The 18,690-nt window shown below is 44.9% G+C and carries 12 protein-coding genes and 3 rRNA genes; 12 read left to right on the plus strand and 3 right to left on the minus strand.

The annotated features are described in order from the left end of the window. The coding region (locus HMPREF3208_RS05690) for an alpha-amylase family glycosyl hydrolase (protein ID WP_064347659.1) at positions 1-1,430 on the plus strand (1,430 nt) is incomplete at its 5' end. A gap of 28 nt (positions 1,431-1,458) precedes the next feature. Here HMPREF3208_RS05690 and HMPREF3208_RS05695 read toward each other — a convergent pair. Next, a complete protein-coding gene (locus tag HMPREF3208_RS05695) occupies positions 1,459-2,232 on the minus strand; it encodes an SIR2 family NAD-dependent protein deacylase (RefSeq protein WP_064347662.1) in 774 nt (257 codons plus the stop codon). 232 nt (positions 2,233-2,464) lie between these two features. Here HMPREF3208_RS05695 and HMPREF3208_RS06930 point away from each other — a divergent pair, with 232 nt between their 5' ends. The 11 genes from HMPREF3208_RS06930 (at position 2,465) to HMPREF3208_RS05765 (ending at position 15,513) form a co-directional block, all read left to right on the plus strand. After that, positions 2,465-2,689, plus strand: a complete 225-nt coding sequence (locus HMPREF3208_RS06930) for a hypothetical protein (protein WP_064347664.1) — start codon at positions 2,465-2,467, stop codon at positions 2,687-2,689. 282 nt (positions 2,690-2,971) lie between these two features. After that, a 16S ribosomal RNA gene (locus tag HMPREF3208_RS05705) occupies positions 2,972-4,498 on the plus strand. A gap of 377 nt (positions 4,499-4,875) precedes the next feature. Continuing rightward, positions 4,876-7,939, plus strand: a 23S ribosomal RNA gene (locus HMPREF3208_RS05715). A gap of 178 nt (positions 7,940-8,117) precedes the next feature. Next, positions 8,118-8,234 (plus strand): 5S ribosomal RNA (gene rrf, locus HMPREF3208_RS05720). The 16S, 23S and 5S rRNA genes sit together here, the layout of an rRNA operon. 714 nt (positions 8,235-8,948) lie before the next feature. Beyond that, positions 8,949-9,668: a nitroreductase family protein gene (locus tag HMPREF3208_RS05730; RefSeq protein ID WP_064347672.1), complete on the plus strand. Its 720-nt coding sequence runs from the start codon at positions 8,949-8,951 to the stop codon at positions 9,666-9,668. 148 nt (positions 9,669-9,816) lie between these two features. After that, complete coding sequence (locus HMPREF3208_RS05735) at positions 9,817-11,154, plus strand: ATP-binding protein (protein ID WP_064347736.1); 1,338 nt, start codon at positions 9,817-9,819, stop codon at positions 11,152-11,154. Between the two features lie 312 nt (positions 11,155-11,466). Next, the gene (locus tag HMPREF3208_RS05740; protein WP_064347674.1) at positions 11,467-12,369 is read left to right on the plus strand and encodes an efflux RND transporter periplasmic adaptor subunit; all 903 of its coding nucleotides are present in this window, start codon (positions 11,467-11,469) and stop codon (positions 12,367-12,369) included. Further along, the gene (locus HMPREF3208_RS05745; RefSeq protein WP_064347677.1) at positions 12,366-13,076 is read left to right on the plus strand and encodes an ABC transporter ATP-binding protein; all 711 of its coding nucleotides are present in this window, start codon (positions 12,366-12,368) and stop codon (positions 13,074-13,076) included. Before HMPREF3208_RS05740 ends, HMPREF3208_RS05745 begins: the two co-directional genes overlap by 4 nt. Continuing rightward, a complete protein-coding gene (locus tag HMPREF3208_RS05750; protein ID WP_064347678.1) occupies positions 13,060-14,271 on the plus strand; it encodes an ABC transporter permease in 1,212 nt (403 codons plus the stop codon). Before HMPREF3208_RS05745 ends, HMPREF3208_RS05750 begins: the two co-directional genes overlap by 17 nt. Before the next feature lie 27 nt (positions 14,272-14,298). After that, positions 14,299-14,823, plus strand: coding sequence for a hypothetical protein (locus HMPREF3208_RS05755; protein WP_064347680.1), 525 nt, complete (start codon positions 14,299-14,301; stop codon positions 14,821-14,823). Between the two features lie 276 nt (positions 14,824-15,099). Then, positions 15,100-15,513 carry a transcriptional regulator gene (locus HMPREF3208_RS05765; RefSeq protein ID WP_064347684.1) on the plus strand — a complete coding sequence of 138 codons (414 nt, stop codon included), beginning with the start codon at positions 15,100-15,102 and terminating at the stop codon, positions 15,511-15,513. A 96-nt stretch (positions 15,514-15,609) separates the two neighbouring features. Here the strand turns inward: HMPREF3208_RS05765 and HMPREF3208_RS05770 are convergent, their stop codons facing one another. Both HMPREF3208_RS05770 and HMPREF3208_RS05775 read right to left on the minus strand, forming a co-directional pair. After that, a complete protein-coding gene (locus HMPREF3208_RS05770; RefSeq protein WP_064347687.1) occupies positions 15,610-16,869 on the minus strand; it encodes an MFS transporter in 1,260 nt (419 codons plus the stop codon). Between the two features lie 151 nt (positions 16,870-17,020). Continuing rightward, positions 17,021-18,451, minus strand: a complete 1,431-nt coding sequence (locus HMPREF3208_RS05775; RefSeq protein ID WP_064347689.1) for an ATP-binding protein — start codon at positions 18,449-18,451, stop codon at positions 17,021-17,023. Positions 18,452-18,690: the final 239 nt, after the last annotated feature.

An 18,690-nucleotide genomic window follows, 5' to 3' on the forward strand; every position in this document is an offset into this window, starting at 1 on the left:
CGTGGACGTACGATCCAAAGCGCGGAGAATACTTCCTTCATCAGTATTCGCCAAAACAGCCAGATTTGAATTGGGAAAATCCCGCGGTTCGCGCTGCCGTGTACAAGATGATGAATTGGTGGATGGATCGCGGAATTGACGGCTTCCGTATGGATGTGATTACGCAAATTTCCAAGCATGTTGATTCTGAAGGTCGTTTGCCTGGGGAAGTTGGCTGCCAAATTGAAGATTTGCCGGCTGGTGCCGACGGCTATTCTTCGCCGTTCCCGTTCTGCTCGGATGGTCCTCGTTTAGACGAATTCTTGCGTGAGATGCGTGCAAAAGTTTTTGAAGGGCGAGAAGGCTATCTTACTGTTGGCGAAGCTCCGGGAATTTCAGCGCATCGCAACACGTATATTACTGACCCTGCTCACAGCGAGCTCGACATGCTCTTCCTGTTTAATCACGTAGATATTGATTGCGAAAACGGTACTAAGTGGAATCCTGTGCCGCTTAAGTTGACGGCACTAAAGCGCGTGATGGCTGAGCAACAGCAAGCAGTATCGGATGCTGGTTGGGCGAGCTTGTTCTTTAATAATCACGATCAGCCGCGCGCGCTTTCTCGCTGGGGAAGTGAGTCTAGCGACGAGATGCGAGTTCGTTCCGCTAAAGCGATTGCCATGCTTCTTCACATGCATCGCGGCACGCCTTACGTGTACCAAGGCGAGGAAATAGGCATGACTAACGCGCACTTTACGCGTCTTGAGCAGTATCGTGACTTGGAAGCGTTAAACATGTTTAAGCAGCGCGTAGAAGAAGCGCATATTCAGTCGGCTGAGTCGATGATGGATGCGCTCGCAAGGCGCGGCCGCGACAATTCTCGAACTCCAATGCAGTGGAATGCTTCTAAATATGCGGGATTTATGCCTTTTAATGTCGCATCGAAAAATAACGCAGAACCGTGGATTAGTGTGAATCCTAATTATGTGGATATTAATGCGGCTGAGCAGATGGAAGATTCGGATTCTGTTTACGCTTTTTACAAGTATTTGATTGCTTTACGCCATTCGGAGCCGATTGTTTCTGCTGGTTCTTGGGATTTGGTTGATGCGGATGATGAGTGCGTGTATGTGTTTGTGCGCGAACTTACATCTGATTGTGAAAAGCAGGATGGCTCTGCAGAGACTGCTGCGGAATCTGCTGCTAAATCTGCTGCGGAATCTGCTGAAAATTCCGCAGAATCTACAGAACGCATGCTCGTAATGGTTAATATGACCGACTCGACCGTCCCTATTCCTACAGAGAGTGCGAAAATGCTGCAAGATCGCACCTCTAACGCTTTTGCAGGGCGTGACGTAATAGTTACAACCTACGACGTAAATCACGCGCTTACATCGCTTAAAAACGGTACGCTTGCGCCTTGGGAGGGTATCGCTGTTACTTTGCAATAATTAATTTGTGATAATTGTTTCGCAATAATCACTTTGCAATAGTTTCGTCTACTAATTTTGGCAGAGCTTTCGCAATATCTTCGCGAATAATACGCTCTGCCAAATAGTCGTATTGCGTAGCACCCAAGTTCATTATCGTAATCGGCACTCCAGCGCGCGCAGCTAACGGCACGAGGCTGGCAGCTGGAAATACTTCTAGCGTGGAACCAATAACCCATAGCTCGTCCGCTTTAACAATTGCTTGCGCACTGCGTTCCATAGTGCCTTCCGGAAGCGCTTCTCCAAAATATACAACGTCTGTTTTTATAAGACCGTTGCAAGGCATATTGCTGCGGTACGGTAGAGCGCGTCTACAATGCGGATCTGGATGCTCGTCTAAGTCGCGCATAATATCGGCAGTTTTATAGCTCGCGTGGCAGCTCATGCAGTGCGATGTTCCAATGCTTCCGTGCAAATTCACTATGATGTCTGGGTTATTGCCAGCTTTTTCGTGAAGCGCATCAAAATTTTGTGTGGCTATAAGGTCGAGCATGCCTGCCTGCTCGAGTTTTACAAGTGCCTTGTGAGCTGTTCCCGGCTGTGCATTCCAAACGGGCGACTCTTTTTGCCATCGCCAAGAGTAAATGCGTTCCTCTTTACTGCCTAAAAATGCGTCTATATCGTAGACGCTCATCTGCTCCGGGTGTTTAGTCCAAACGCCGTCCGGTCCGCGAAAATCAGGAATGCCTGCGCTTGTGGAGATTCCTGCGCCTGTGAGCACAACAATGTGGTGTGCTTTGCTGTTCGATTGCTTGTTGCCCATTCCTCTGCTCCTTCGTTTTATTAATGTCTGTTAATATCTTATTTTTCTTTTTCTTTATGCGTTTTATACTTTTGTGTTTTTATGTGCTTTGTATTCTTTATAAGAGTTTATTTAATAAGTATCTATTTATACATGTATTTCTTATTCCATATCGCGCTCATACATTTTGTGTGTATCTAATCGTATATTTCATCTTTTTCTGCTTTTATTGTGTCTTTTTCGCGTTGATTTTGTGTTGATTGTGTTTTTGTTGTTGTTTTGTTGGGGGTGTGGTGGTGCGACACGCCCGGGTTTGGTGGTTTTGGGGTTGTTTTTTGGTTATTTTTTGTTGTTTTTGGTTATGGTTTTTGGTTTTGGGTTGGTTTTTGAGTGTTTTTTTGTTGTTTTCGACACGCCGGTGGATGCTAGTGTTTTCAAGGGTTTTGGCGTGTTTGTTTTTGTTGGGTTTGCGTTTTAGCGTGGGTTGGTGTAAGTTTATCTCTTGCTGCTCAGCGCGGCTGGTTCTCCTCGGTTGAGGTTGATGAGCCGGCTGGTGTGGTGGTGGTTTGAGAACTCAAGAGCGTGTCTGTACTACTTATTAGTTAATTATTGCCAGTTCATTGCCTGCCTTGCATGTTGCAGGGTGCCTGAGAGATGGTTAAATGGTGGTGAGGTTTTTGTTGGGATGTTCTTTCCTTAAAGAATGTCTCGTCTTTTTCTTTTTATATTGGAGCCTTATGTTGGCTCTTCATTGAAGTTTTTCGTGGAGGGTTCGATTCTGGCTCAGGATGAACGCTGGCGGCGTGCTTAACACATGCAAGTCGAACGGGATCTGGTCAGCTTGCTGACTGGTGAGAGTGGCGAACGGGTGAGTAATGCGTGACCAACCTGCCCCATGCTCCAGAATAGCTCTTGGAAACGGGTGGTAATGCTGGATGCTCCAACTTGACGCATGTCTTGTTGGGAAAGTGTTTAGTGGCATGGGATGGGGTCGCGTCCTATCAGCTTGTAGGCGGGGTAATGGCCCACCTAGGCTTCGACGGGTAGCCGGCCTGAGAGGGCGGACGGCCACATTGGGACTGAGATACGGCCCAGACTCCTACGGGAGGCAGCAGTGGGGAATATTGCGCAATGGGGGGAACCCTGACGCAGCGACGCCGCGTGCGGGATGAAGGCCTTCGGGTTGTAAACCGCTTTTGATTGGGAGCAAGCTTTCGGGTGAGTGTACCTTTCGAATAAGCGCCGGCTAACTACGTGCCAGCAGCCGCGGTAATACGTAGGGCGCAAGCGTTATCCGGAATTATTGGGCGTAAAGAGCTTGTAGGCGGTTCGTCGCGTCTGGTGTGAAAGCCCATCGCTTAACGGTGGGTTTGCGCCGGGTACGGGCGGGCTAGAGTGCAGTAGGGGAGACTGGAATTCCCGGTGTAACGGTGGAATGTGTAGATATCGGGAAGAACACCAATGGCGAAGGCAGGTCTCTGGGCTGTTACTGACGCTGAGAAGCGAAAGCGTGGGGAGCGAACAGGATTAGATACCCTGGTAGTCCACGCCGTAAACGGTGGACGCTGGATGTGGGGCCCATTCCACGGGTTCCGTGTCGGAGCTAACGCGTTAAGCGTCCCGCCTGGGGAGTACGGCCGCAAGGCTAAAACTCAAAGAAATTGACGGGGGCCCGCACAAGCGGCGGAGCATGCGGATTAATTCGATGCAACGCGAAGAACCTTACCTGGGCTTGACATGTGCCTGTCGACTGCAGAGATGTGGTTTCCCTTCGGGGCAGGTTCACAGGTGGTGCATGGTCGTCGTCAGCTCGTGTCGTGAGATGTTGGGTTAAGTCCCGCAACGAGCGCAACCCTCGCCCTGTGTTGCCAGCGGGTTATGCCGGGAACTCACGGGGGACCGCCGGGGTTAACTCGGAGGAAGGTGGGGATGACGTCAGATCATCATGCCCCTTACGTCCAGGGCTTCACGCATGCTACAATGGCCGGTACAACGGGATGCGACATGGTGACATGGAGCGGATCCCTTAAAACCGGTCTCAGTTCGGATCGTAGTCTGCAACTCGACTACGTGAAGGCGGAGTCGCTAGTAATCGCGAATCAGCAACGTCGCGGTGAATGCGTTCCCGGGCCTTGTACACACCGCCCGTCAAGTCATGAAAGTGGGCAGCACCCGAAGCCGGTGGCCTAACCCTTTTGGGATGGAGCTGTCTAAGGTGAGGCTCGTGATTGGGACTAAGTCGTAACAAGGTAGCCGTACCGGAAGGTGCGGCTGGATCACCTCCTTTCTACGGAGTTTTTGTGCACGCTCGGTTGAGTGTGGTTACTGGTGTGGAAAACAATAGTTAATGTTTTAGATGAGTTTGTTGGGCATGCTTTTGGGTTCCCGGATTGCCACCCCTCCTGTTTTTTGGGGGTTGCGGTCCTTGACCCGCGGGATTTCAGGTTGATGCTTTTGAGTGTTGATGCTGGTTTTGTGGTGTTGTGGTGGTTTGAGAACTGGATAGTGGACGCGAGTAAAATGCGAGACTTTTTTGGTTTCGATTTTTTTGCTTTTATCAATTTCAACCGGCTCCTTTTGTTGGAGTCGCTTGATCGTTTTGTGATCGTTTAGTGTGATGATTTTTTGTCTAGAGAATTTTGCTGATGGGTTCTTACTTTAGTGTTTGTCACTGGTAAGGGCGTATGGTGGATGCCTTGGTAGACAGGACCGATGAAGGACGTGACGGGCTGCGATATGCCTCGGGGAGCTGCCGAGTGGGCTTTGATCCGAGGATTTCCGAATGGGGAGACCCGGCCACTGTTATGAGTGGTCACCACAGTTTTGTGGGGGGTACGCAGGGAAGTGAAACATCTCAGTACCTGCAGGAAAGGATACTCCGTGAGTAGTGGCGAGCGAAAGCGGATCAGGCTAAACCGGGTGCGTGTGATAGCCGTCAGGTGTTGCGCATTCGGGGTCGTGGGATGGACTGTTCAGCCTCTGACGGGGTTGAGGAGAGTGATAAAATGTCGTGCTAGGTGAATGGGATTGAATTCCCAGCCGTAGAGGGTGATGGCCCCGTAGCTTGTCGTGCGATGTCTCTTTATGTTTATTCCCAAGTAGCGCGGGACTCGTGGAATCCCGCGTGAATCTGCCCAGACCGTTGGGTAAGCCTAAGTATTCCTGTCTGACCGATAGTGTACTAGTACCGTGAGGGAAAGGTGAAAAGCACCCCGGGAGGGGAGTGAAATAGTTCCTGAAACCGTGCGCTTACAATCCGTCGGAGCCTTCTTTGTGGGGTGACGGCGTGCCTATCGAAAAATGAGTCTGCGAGTCAGTGGTATGTGGCGAGGCTAACCCGGGTGGGGGAGCCGTAGCGAAAGCGAGTTTTAAAAGGCGTTTGAGTCGCATGTCCTGGACCCGAAGCGGGATGATCTAGCCCTGAGCAGGTTGAAGCGCGGGTAAGACCGTGTGGAGGACCGAACCCACCTAGGTTGAAAACTGGGGGGATGACTTGGGGTTAGGGGTGAAAGGCCAATCAAATTCCGTGATAGCTGGTTCTCTCCGAAATGCATTTAGGTGCAGCGTCGTGTTATTGCTTACAGGGGGTAGAGCTACTGGATGCTTGCGGGCCCATACCGGGTACCAATAGCAGCCAAACTCCGAATACCTGTTAGGTTTATCACGGCAGTGAGTCGGCGGGGGATAAGCTCCGTCGTCAAAAGGGAAACAGCCCTGATCGTCGTCTAAGGTCCCGAAGCGCGTGCTAAGTGGGAAAGGATGTGGAGTCGCATAGACAGCCAGGAGGTTGGCTCAGAAGCAGCCATCCTTGAAAGAGTGCGTAACAGCTCACTGGTCTAGTGGTTCCGCGCCGACAATGTAGCGGGGCTTAAGCACGCCACCGAAGACGCGGCTGCATGAATTTTGTTCATGTGGGGTAGGAGAGCGTCCTGTATGGGGTGAAGCGGCAGTGTGAACTTGTCGTGGACTTTACAGGAGTGAGAATGCAGACATGAGTAGCGAGAGACAGGTGTGAATCCTGTCCGCTGAATGACTAAGGGTTCCGGGGCCACGTTCGTCGTCCCCGGGTGAGTCGAGTCCTAAGGCGAGGCCGACAGGCGTAGTCGAATGGATGAACGGGTTGATATTCCCGTACCGGTGTTACACCGTTCGAACTGAATCTGAGAGTACTAACCTTCATTTGCTGGTTGATTTCCTTTCGGGGTTGTTGGCTGGTTTGTGTTGGGACTGTATCGGTAGTAGGTTAGCGTGGGAGTGACGCGGGTAGGTAGCCGGCTGCGGAGGTGGTTTTCCGTGGCTAAGCGTGTGGGCTGTCCTCTAGGTAAATCCGGGGGATGTTTAAGCTGAGGCGTGATGGGTAGGCTGTAAGGCTGATTCCGGTGATCCTGCTTGCCGAGAAAAGCTTCAACGTGAGGTGTGATTCCGCTCGTACCCTAAACCGACACTGGTGGTCTGGTAGAGTATACCGAAGCGATCGGGCGAATCCTGGCCAAGGAACTCGGCAAATTACTCCCGTGCCTTCGGCATAAGGGAGACCCTTGATGGTGATATGGTTTTACGCTGTTGAGCTGTTGGGGGTGGCACAAGCTAGGGGGTAGCGACTGTTTACCAAAAACACAGGAGCGTGCGAAGGCGTAAGCCGCTGTATACGCTCTGACGCCTGCCCGGTGCCGGAAGGTTAAGAGGATCCGTTAGCCCTTGGGTGAAGCGGTGAATTTAAGCCCCGGTAAACGGCGGTGGTAACTATAACCATCCTAAGGTAGCGAAATTCCTTGTCGGGTAAGTTCCGACCTGCACGAATGGCGTAACGACTTCCCCACTGTCTCGGCCAGGAGCCCGGCGAAATTGCAGTACGAGTAAAGATGCTCGTTAAGCGCAGAAGGACGAAAAGACCCCGGGACCTTTACTATACCTTGGTATTGTCGTTAGGTGTGGATCGTGTAGCATAGGCGGGAGGCTGTGAAGCGTGGGCGCTAGCTTGCGTGGAGTCGACAGGTGAAATACCGCTCTTTCCATATCTGGCGTCTAACCTCGACACGTTATCCGTGTTAGGGACAGTGCCTGGCGGGTAGTTTAACTGGGGCGGTTGCCTCCTAAAGAGTAACGGAGGCGCTCAATGGTCCGCTCAGCCCGGTTGGCAATCGGGTGTTGAGTGTAATCGCACAAGCGGGCTTGACTGTGAGACTGACGGGTCGAGCAGGGACGAAAGTCGGAGATAGTGATCCGGTGCCGGCGTACGGACGTGGCATCGCTCAACGGATAAAAGGTACCCCGGGGATAACAGGCTGATCATTCCCAAGAGTCCATATCGACGGGATGGTTTGGCACCTCGATGTCGGCTCGTCGCATCCTGGGGCTGGAGCAGGTCCCAAGGGTTCGGCTGTTCGCCGATTAAAGCGGCACGCGAGCTGGGTTCAGAACGTCGTGAGACAGTTTGGTCTCTATCCTCTGCGCTCGTTGGAATGTTGAGGAGACCTGCCCATAGTACGAGAGGACCTGGGTGGACGAACCTCTGGTATGCCGGTCGTCACGCCAGTGGCGCTGCCGGTTAGCTACGTTCGGAAGGGATAACCGCTGAAAGCATCTAAGCGGGAAGCCTGCTCCAAGATAAGCATTCCTTGCACTTGAGTGTGTGAGCCCCCATGTAGAACACGTGGTTGATAGGCTAGACGTGGAAGCCCTGTAAGGGGTGGAGCTGACTAGTACTAACGGGCGATGGTGACATTCTTCCTCACTTTTACTAGTGGGGAGGGTGGGTTCTTGTGAGTATTTTTCTTCTAGCGTTAATGAGTACTGAATGTTTTGCTTAACGATCGGTTGGTAAAAGAGTTTTTATTCGCGTTCATGTCCGGTTCCCTAACCGCCACGTGTTGCCACTCACGGTTTGTGAGTGTATAATCTAGTTTTGCGGTGGTCATGGCTCAGGTGAGACGCCCGGTCCCATTCCGAACCCGGAAGCTAAGGCCTGACACGGCGAGGGTACTGCACTCGATAGGGTGTGGGAGACTAGCACGCTGCCGCATTATTCTTCTAGCGGGGAACTTGATTGTTCCCCGCTTTTTTATTATTCCCCATACTATTGTTATTCGGGAATTAACCCATATTCTGCGGGTATAAAACAGGGTCTCAGTACTGTTAAAAACTCAGTCAATGTACTGAGTTAGTAACGGTAATCACTCAAACATTGTTAAAACTCAGTCAAGTATTTTAAGAAAGTAACGGTCATATGTTACTGGTGCAGTACGTATTCTGCATTAATAACGAATAATTGCTATTTAGCGTTACTCGCGCAGTATGTAATCTGCGCCAGTAACAAATAAGCAGTACCACTCGCGCTTTAAATCGCAACGCGAAAGCACGTCGTCAGCGCACACAAAACACAACCAAATTCCCAATGAACTACCACACGAGCCTGCCCTGCCTTCGTCAATCGAGACGAAAGCAGACCTCGCTTGCGTTGAAAGCACACCGTGCTTTCAATTTTGAGCAAGCTCAGCGAATCGAAGTGACTTCTCGCGCATTATGCAGCTCGAAGTCGTCGATTCGCAAATCAGCCGAACGGCTATGCCGTGGGGAATAAGCGCTCAAGCATAGCGTCGCGCGCAAATGGAGTGTAGAGTGAGGGTTAACCCTCCAAACACGAGGAAAAACTTACGGCAAATGTGGTCAAAATCTGCCGAAACGACTATAAACTCTGAAAAGTACTGCGTGCGTATTTGGTGCGATATACTAAAAGCATGACTACACAAACTTTTGAAGCACTCGCAAAGTCGCGATTTTCTGCACGTGATTTTCTAAATAAACCAGTTGATTCTAAAATCCTTGAAACTATTTTGCAAACAGCTGCACAATCGCCGAGCTGGTCCAACACTCGTGGCTACATGCTCGCTATTGCTCAAGGGGAACGTAAACAGCAGTTAATTGATGCATATACGCAAAAATGCAAAGCAATGTTTCGCACTAAAGACGCTACCCTTAGCGAAGAAGAACGCCTGATAGCGCAGAAAATGAGTCAGCCGGATGGAGATTTTCCTGTAATGGCTCCGTATCCGCAATCGCTTAAAGAACGCAGCGCTCTTTTAGGATTGGCGTTGTATAAACATTTAAATATTGATCGCAAAGATTTTCCTGCTCGGAATGCTCACACTTTGCGCAACTTCCAGGCGTTCGGTGCGCCAGTTATGGGATTTGTGCTTGTGCGTCGTGATTTTCTGCCGTTTTCTGCGCTGGATGCTGGAATTATGCTGCAAACGTTACTGTTGGCTGCCAAAGAGCACGGCGTAGATTCATGCCCACTTGGCGTTCTTGCCACGTGGCGTTCACCGCTTGACGAAGTATTCGATATTCCGCCGGAGTATGCGCTGATTACTGGTTTTGCGTTAGGGTATGCGTCTGAAGCGCACGTAAATGCTTTCCGCGCGGAGCATCCGCCAATCGAACTTGCGCAAGAAAAGTAACTTCGCACAAACCAACCTATCTTGCAAAATCCAAAGTACTTTGGAAAATATCAGATAGAATTGCCGAATATGCCCTATTTTCGCTAATTCTATCTTGTAAAACCCAAAGTACTTTGCTAAATTGAAGATAGAAGTGGGTGGAAAGGGAATGCGAATGATTTTCAATCGTCAAAGGTACATAAAGAAACTTAACCAGCTTAGTTGGAATGGACTGGTTAAAATCATTACTGGTGTGCGCCGCGCGGGAAAATCGTTCATTCTTAACGAGCTGTTCTATAATTCTCTTATTTCTCAAGGTGTTTTGCAGAATAATATCATTCGGTTTGCTTTTGATTCAGACGAAGATATTGATCGTCTTGAGCCATTCGCAAATGGCGAGCCAGTAAAAATCGCAGATAAAAAACTTGGCTACGCTATAAATGCTAAAGTGTTCCGTCGCTACATTGCATCGCAAATAAATGATAGTGACAAGTTTTACATTTTCCTCGACGAAGTGCAATTGCTTGACAATTTTGTTGGCACACTTAACAGTTACTTAAGACACGCAAATTTAGACATATATGTTACTGGATCTAACTCCCGTTTTCTTTCATCAGACATTGTTACTGAATTTAAGGGGAGGAGCACAGAAGTTCACGTTCAACCTCTTACTTTTGCCGAATACGTGGAAAGTTCTAACAAAACAGTTTCAGAATCTTGGGCAGATTACATTGTTACTGGCGGAATACCGCTTGTAGCTAAAATGCAAAATGTTGAGGAACAAATAAAATACCTTGAAAATCTTGTTAAAGAAACTTATTTGAAAGATGTAGTTCAGCGAAACGGCGTGCGAAAAGAGCAGGCTCTTTCTGAAATGTTGCAAGTAATAGCTTCGTCAATAGGCGCTCCTGTTAACCCAAGGAAACTTTCTAACACGTTTATTAGCCACGGATATGGAGAAATCGCTTCAGAAACTGTTAGTCGTTTTATAGACTACTACAGTGATGCTTTTCTTGTAAGCAAAGCTCAAAAGTACAATATTAAGGGCAAAAAATACATTGATTCCTTGTTCAAAATTTACTTTGAAGACATTGGTGTACGCAACGCTTTACTTAATTTTAGGCAAATTGAAGAGTCGCATATTATGGAAAATGTTATATACAACGAGTTAAGATATCGCGGATATAACGTTGATATTGGCGAAATGAATATTGCTGAAAATACTGGTCGAAAAGATAAAAATAACCATGATATTTATGCACAAAAATCTTTGGAAATAGATTTTATCGCTACTTTGGGAAGTGAAAAATATTATATACAATCTGCGCCCGCTATGACGACGGAAGAAAAATCATTGCAAGAAAAGCGCTCGCTTTACTATATCGATAATTCTTTCAAAAAGATAGTAGTTACGAAAAATGGATTGCATGCTACAAGAGATAATCGTGGAGTAATCACCATGGACCTATTCGATTTTTTGCTTAACGAGGATAGCCTTAAGCGGTGATTTAATAGAGTGATATTAGACCTCTGAGCAAGTCAATCGCTCAGTAACATATAAACTCTATGCAAAATAAATCATTCTCTGGTATTATGCAAGCTCCAATAATCATAAATAAAATCATCATTTAGTGTGATGCAAACTCTTTACGGCGATTATAAGCTATTAACCAAAAGCTGAAATTCTAAATGAAGTGGTAATCATAAAAGCGTTAATTGCAGCATTACCGAGCCCTTTATTTATTTTGGATCAGTTTGAGAGGCTCGTTGCAACGCATTCTATGCGTTTACGAGTTTGGTGAGTAAGGAGCTTTGTGTTATGCGTAAGTTTACGAAAGCACTCTTGTTAGCTGCTCTGCCAGCGTGTTTGCTTACTGCATGCGCTGGTAGAGCAGTTGATAATAGTCAACAGCAGGCATCACATGATTCAGTTCCACTTGTTTCAGTCAAAAAACAGCCTTTAACACAAGTTGTGTCGGGTAAAGCAGCAATAGAACAATCGTCTACCTTTGTTATCACTGCTGTAAGTAGAGGGAATTTTTCTCCATCGGTAAAAGCAGGAAGTGCTGTAAAAGCTGGAAGTGTTCTAGGCTACAATGCTGGTAACAAAATTATTGCTCCCGTAGACGCTAAAGTTGTGTCAGTAGCTGAATCATCTGCGGACGTGCCTAAATCTTTCCCACTATTCACTCTTAAATATGAAGGTTTTTCAATAAGCCTTAATGCAAAAGCTTTACTTCGTTCTGCAGATATCACAGATGTTAAAGGTCGCTTCCAAGTTGAAGATGGTGTTGGACCAACCAATTGTTTGCAAATAGTACAAAGCGGTGGAACTTCTACCGATGTTGCAGCCTCGGGTAGTAGCAAGAATGATAATGCTGATTCGACTCAAACAGATGAGTCGAGCGCGCAAAGTACACCTAGTGTATCGTCAAAAGTTTTAACGTGTTTAATAGATAAAAGCACAGAAGTAGAATCAGGCCAAAATGCGACGCTTGTTTTTAATGGCAAGCATAAACAATCGGTTCTAACACTGCCTGTTAGTGCGATTGCTGGAAGAGTCCAAAAAGGCTTAGTCTCATACAAGAAAGGCGATAATTGGGAGCGTAAAGAAGTTGGTCTTGGAATCAGTGACGGCGCTAATATTGAAATTACGTCTGGCTTGCATGAGGGTGATGTTGTAGCAGGTGTTTCTCCTGATCTCATTCCAGGAGTGCAATGATTATGGGAAACAATCCTGTTCCACTGGTTGAACTACAAGACGTGTCAGCGCGTGTAAAACTAGGCAATGGCGAATGGCTTACCACTGTTAACTCTGCTTCTATGTTACTTAATCAAGGTGAAACATACGCGGTAGTTGGTAGGTCTGGTTCCGGCAAAACAAGTCTTATTTCTATTATTGGATTTTTGAATAAAAATTTTACTGGAAAATACTATTATTCTGGCAAGTCAATCCAAAAGTGTAGTGATACTACAGTATCGCATATGCGCGCTAGAAATATTGGTTTTGTTTTCCAAAACTATTCGCTTATTAAGCATTTAAGCATTAGAGAAAATGTTGAGTTGCCGCTTTTGTACGCAGGGCTACAACAAAGCAAGCAGACAAGAAGAAAAACGATAGAAGAAGCATTATGTGCTGTTGGATTGCAAGATAAACTAAACGAATACCCTGGAAGTCTATCAGGCGGTGAACAGCAGAGAGTTGCGATAGCGCGTGCTCTCGTTACTAATCCCGAATTACTTATTTGCGATGAGCCAACTGGTGCGCTCGATAGTAGTACGGGAGAAAAAGTGCTTCAAGTGTTGCATGATCGTGTTCAAGAATCTGGAACAACATTACTATTAGTCACTCATGATATGAAAGTGGCTCGTTCTTGCTCTCACATTTTTACTATGGAAGGCGGTGTTCTTTATGATTATGCTGCTTAAAGATTTGCGCCTGTCTCCTATGAGATCCTTCCTCACAGGTTTTTCAATGTTTATAGGCATCATTGCTGTTATTGCGTCAGTGCTTATTGGCACGGTTGGTAAGGACTATCTTATTGCAACTAACGAACAGCTAAACGGTCGTAGACCAACATACGAGATTACTTTTTCAGCACAAAATTTTGACGAATATTCAGTATTTAACAAATTCTTAAATCGCATTGAATCCGCAAATCGTAACGCTAACGTTATGTTACAACCAAACGCTGGACTACTGTTTAGCGCTCCTATGCCAGCCTCGGAGAGTGTAAAAATAAGCAAAGAATATAAGACCAGCAATCTTCAATATGTTGACGCTGTTTACACTACTGCAGGATACAACAAAGTTTATAACTTACCTATTGTAAGTGGAAGATGGTTTAGTAATAGCGCTAAAAGCAACGCATTAGAAATGGTAGTAAACCAATCTGCTAGCAAAAGATACAAGATTGGTGAAGTAGCATTTATTACTTCTCGCAAAACAACACAAATAAGTCCTATAAGGATTGTTGGAGTTGTGAACGATGGCGTAGACTCAGCAAAAGTATATGTGAATATTCTAGGATTATTACGTTACGCTCCGACTCTTTGGGAATATTCTGGAAAAGAAGCTCAAGGCTCAATCTACTGGTTGAATAAAGAAAATCGTTCTCAAAAATCAATTAAATCTTATGTTTCAGATGCTCTTTATGACTGTTGTGGTGGACAAGTAAACGAAATTAGAAGACATGATAATAGTGATGATTACGAGAATGTGATAACAGTATTGCAATTAAGTTTTGCTATCGTAGCAGCATTATTGCTTTTTGTTTCTGCGTTAGGTTTAATCAATATTGGTTTAGCATCGTTGGAGCAGCGCACACATGAACTGCTTATACGCAGAGCTTTGGGTGCTACTAAATGGTCGATTGCTTCACTCGTGTTAGGCAGTGCGATTATTTTAGCGCTGATAGTTTCGATTGCTGCTGTCGCTGTTTCTTTTGGTCTTGTGTCTATAGCATCAAGTTTTTGGGATGCAGCAAGCCCAGTTAGTCCGCCAGTTTACCCATATGAAGCTGCTATTGGAGCTGTTATTGCGGCTTTTATTACAGCGCTTGCTGGAAGTGTGGTGCCGGCAATAAAAGCATCGCGTTTACAGCCAGCATTAGCATTGCGTTAATTTTCAAAAAATAAGAAAGAAGGAATAATGAATAATCATACTGTTGGTAAAGCAACTCTTATTATTGGTGTGCTTAGTGCGCTTCTTATGTTTAATGCGTGTGGAGGAATAGGCAACAATAATGCGAGTGGTGCTGGTGATGCGCGCTCGCAAAATAGCTCACCTAGAGAGACTGTTGATTTTGCTCATATAGAGAAGGAATATCAGGAGTCCGTTGCAAAGCTTAGTTGGCCTGAAAAATATAAAGCTCCTGCAAACTTGGTTGGAGAAGAAAAAGACAGCCAGTTCCAGAGTGGATATGGTGATACGCAAGCATCTAATTATTATCAGTGTGCTTGGGAACGGCAATGGCTAGACACGTATGCTAGTGATGAACAAGCGGCAAGTAAAGCTTTGCATGAGCTTGAAAAAGTGCCTAGCATGCCGTTTATGGGTCCAGATCGTTGTGATGATGCAACGCGAAACTTTTTCAAAGAGCACATGCGTAAAGCAAAACTAGGAGATCCGTCAGGATTCCAACAGGATGTGCAAACTAATTGTCCTGTGATGTAATTGTATTTGTATAGTTTCATTGTGCTGATTTTGTATGCAATGCCTATTTACTGAATTGATAAATAGGCATATACTTATATGTGTGAAGCGAAAAGAGTTGGAGAAAAGACTTAATCAGCTTGCAAGAAGTATTAATAAACAAATAACTTGGACTGAGGACGGTAATCATAGCAAAGTTTGCATTGGTGAATTTGCTACTACTATTCCGAGGCATAATGAAATCAATGAACTTACTGCTAGAAGCATTATTAGATATTTTGAAAGGAATCTGCAAGCATGATAGAAACAATTGGTATTACTGAGCATGATAATGCAATGACTTGCTTGCAAATAGTGACCGCTATAGCTCGCAGATGCGATGGCTGGTGGGCTATAGAAGTGCCAGAAATACCAGGATTATTTACTCAAGTACGTAGGCTTGATCAGGTTGCAGCAATGGTAAAAGACGCTGCTGCAACGTTAAATGTTAAAGTCAATGGCGTGAAAGTAACTCCGAAGCTTAGTGAGCAAGATGAGCTTATGCTTCAACATATGCTAGATGCAAAATCTGCAGCTATAAAAACTCAAGAAGAAGCGTCTATGCTTATGCGTGAAACAGTTCGCATACTAAGAAATCAGGGATTGACTGTTCGTGATGTTGCAGAGCTTACGGGAGTTACTCCGCAGAGAATAAGTTCTCTTAAAGCTTAGTAACTTAATGCAATATGGTTGAGGCTTGACGATAGTTGAGTGAAGAATGCCGTGTGTGCTTTATAGCTTCATTGTGCTTTCGCACTAAATAGCTTGTTATATGCTTCTTTTTACCCATGTTGATGGTGTCCAATAATCTTTGGTAAGCATTGATGGGTATGTTTGTTTACGAGTTTGAATAATCCATAAGGCTATACCTGTTGAAACAAGTATTACGCCAGAAGCAATCATTATGAATAATGATGAATTTAGATTTCCCCATGCTAGTACGCTTGCATACCCTACGATAATGCCGCATTGCTCCATAATAGAAGTAAAAGTAGTAGTTGCGCCGAGAATGTGTGTTGGTATGCCGTCGAGAAGAGCTGTTTGCCCATAGACGATGGTTGCGTCAAAAATAATACCCGCAATGAAAGCAGAGCAAAGAAAAAGAGCAATCCAGTTATTAAGTGCGAAAATAAGTAAAGGAATAGAAAGGAATCCAGGTAATAAAATAGAGTATAAAATCTCATAATGTAGCACAATATATTTGCATAATAGCGAACCTACAATCATACCAATGTTAAATATGCTGACTATTGATCCCCATGTGGATGCCGAATGAAAAAGTGTGAGACAATGGTGTGCTCCCATTAGTCTGAATGCAGCAAGCCATGAGCCTGATTGTAATGCTGATACTACTCCTAAGACTATTAACCATGGTGTAGATTTCATATAGTGTAGAGAAGCTGCAAAACCAGCAGTTTTATTGCTTCCTGTTTTATTGTTTGCGCTATTTTGTGTTTGCTGGTTTAGATTAACTAACAGTAGAGGTAGCGCCGCTAGTATCATCACAATAGCAATGCTCGTAAAGAAAATGAGCGGATTACATATATCAACAAATATGCCAGTAATCGCAGGTGCAGCAAGCCTGCTGAGATTAATCCACATGCGCATGCTTGCTAAAAATTTGGTTTTTTCGCCAGTCGGTGCGCTATACGCCATCAATACTTTTTGATTAGGCGAAGAAAATGCAGTAAAGAACCCAAATATTATGCCGAGTAGTGTAACCGTAATAGCAATAAGATTATGCTGTGCTACTAAAGCGAAACCGTATCCAGTGCACAACAAGGCAAAGCAGAACGTTAGCGCTATAAACAATCTAGTTGGTGGATATTTATCTGCGATAATGCCGCCAAGCGGTGCTGCTATGCAGGTCATAAGTGCTACGGACACTGCGTTAAGCGCTGCGTGAGATAAGTCGACATGTATTAAAAGGTATAGGTTTACGCCAAATCTACAGCTTGTTATAAGAAAGGCATTAAGCGATAAAACGGATATAATCAAACCCGATCGTACTCGTGCTGCAGCGTTCATTACTTACTCTTCTTACTTTTCTTTCTTTCTTTCATATTCTGAATGATATATGCCTATTGATATGTACACCTTTTTCTGGACTGCGAGTGTAATGAGTATTCTGTTGCTGTGTTTTACTCTTAACTACTCTTAACTGTTTTTTGTGCTTGATCTAATCTTTTATGCGCGCATAATATTGCTTAGGATCAAGTTTAGAATTTCCATGCCACAGTAGAGCGTGTTTATTAGCAAGTCCACGTAATAATTTTCGCGCTGTAGCTTCGCTCATATTAATAAGATTTGCAGCTGTTTTTACGGTAATTCGATCATTGCTATATGAATATGCGAGAATCTTTCGCTCATTCTCATTGAACTCGCCATTATTTAGTTTTTCCTCTAACTCATTTATATGATCGTCCATGCGCATTTGACGCGAAGCATAGTTATTTTCTAACGTCAGCAATAAAGAGTAAGGATTTTGCTGGCTGTATTGAGGATCATTGAGATAAAATTCCGCCATTTCCTCATAAATTCTATTAATTCCTTCATTGAGTTCTCGAACCCAGCCGAAGTTAACTAGCGCGCGAGCAATACGAGGATTCCTAGCGTAGCGCGTATGTCGCATATTCTCTAATGTCACAATATCTGGCAAGGAGCCAGGGCTGAATATCTCGAATCGATCGTCAAACATGCTAACGCGAATATAATCGCCTCTTAATGAATAATCGCGATGTGCTACGGCGTTAACAATTCCTTCAAACCAAGCAAATTCTGGATATTCTGGTACGACTTTGAATCTTCCATCGTTTCCAAGATATTCAAATTCGCGCAATTGCGCTCGTATAGCTGTTTGTGATTGGCGAATAATTGTTGGAATCGGTCCGTCAAAGGTTTGATCTTTAACAATATTCATTCGTGCGCCAGTCTCACGATGTGTTCCTTCATATCGCAAGAATCTCAGACGAGCTTGTGGGAAATAATAGCTTGGATTTTTGCCAAACATTAGAATTGATGCGGCAGTTAGTTGACCTTGATGCATAAATCCGCGAGCTTCTAATACTTGCTGATTAGGTAAATGCTCGCAATTAAGTTGTTTTTTATATTCATTCAACAATTGTTCATCAAGATCTGCCAGGTTAGCATCTGGAATCAGATTATCCTCGAATAATCTTTCGCCTTTAGCATACTCTAATTGCTTAATTTGAGAGTAATTTTGTTTGACGCTTTTATCTCCAATTCTTAAATAAACTTCTTCACTTCGGTTTTTAATAAGTTTATTTTTTGAGCAATCAATATGAATGATGAATAATGCATTTTTGCCATCTTTGGATTCATAGTCTAACTTACTGTAATCGATTGAAGGCTGGCCAATGATATCTTGTTGGATTGCTAGTTCATATTCGTCTAAAGAATGAGCTTCCGTATAATTTGTGCCAGATAATTCGCCATTATCATCGATGCCGATAGCTAATGTGCCTCCGTCTGCGTTGGCAAAGGCAATGACGTGTTTTAATATATCTTTAGGTTTTATGCGAGCACTTTTGCGATCAAAATACTGACCTTCTTTCAGGTCTTTAATATCTTCAATCTTGTACTCTTCCATTGTTCCGCCTTAAATATCGAAGCATTGCTGCGCGATTTTTATACGAATAATTCTTGTGATTACTATATCAAAAGAAGGATATAGAGAGTGTTATTATTTCAAGGATTTGACTGGAATGCCATGTGAGTAAATTAGGAGTATTTACAGCGTGTTATTAAGTACATTGTTGTTTTACTCTTAACTACTCCGAACTACTCCGAAGTGTGTTGAGCCCTACTCTTGTATAGCTTTGTTGGGTT

The organism is Gardnerella vaginalis (assembly GCF_001546485.1).
GTDB classification, from domain to species: domain Bacteria; phylum Actinomycetota; class Actinomycetes; order Actinomycetales; family Bifidobacteriaceae; genus Bifidobacterium; species Bifidobacterium vaginale_D.

Bases quoted from the DNA above. Each gene is read 5' to 3' on its own strand.
- HMPREF3208_RS05695 (WP_064347662.1), bottom strand. From the start codon at position 2,232: ATGGGCAACAAGCAATCGAACAGCAAAGCACACCACATTGTTGTGCTC.
- HMPREF3208_RS05730 (WP_064347672.1), top strand. From the start codon at position 8,949: ATGACTACACAAACTTTTGAAGCACTCGCAAAGTCGCGATTTTCTGCA.
- HMPREF3208_RS05735 (WP_064347736.1), top strand. From the start codon at position 9,817: ATGCGAATGATTTTCAATCGTCAAAGGTACATAAAGAAACTTAACCAG.
- HMPREF3208_RS05740 (WP_064347674.1), top strand. From the start codon at position 11,467: ATGCGTAAGTTTACGAAAGCACTCTTGTTAGCTGCTCTGCCAGCGTGT.
- HMPREF3208_RS05745 (WP_064347677.1), top strand. From the start codon at position 12,366: ATGATTATGGGAAACAATCCTGTTCCACTGGTTGAACTACAAGACGTG.
- HMPREF3208_RS05750 (WP_064347678.1), top strand. From the start codon at position 13,060: ATGATTATGCTGCTTAAAGATTTGCGCCTGTCTCCTATGAGATCCTTC.
- HMPREF3208_RS05755 (WP_064347680.1), top strand. From the start codon at position 14,299: ATGAATAATCATACTGTTGGTAAAGCAACTCTTATTATTGGTGTGCTT.
- HMPREF3208_RS05765 (WP_064347684.1), top strand. From the start codon at position 15,100: ATGATAGAAACAATTGGTATTACTGAGCATGATAATGCAATGACTTGC.
- HMPREF3208_RS05770 (WP_064347687.1), bottom strand. From the start codon at position 16,869: ATGAACGCTGCAGCACGAGTACGATCGGGTTTGATTATATCCGTTTTA.
- HMPREF3208_RS05775 (WP_064347689.1), bottom strand. From the start codon at position 18,451: ATGGAAGAGTACAAGATTGAAGATATTAAAGACCTGAAAGAAGGTCAG.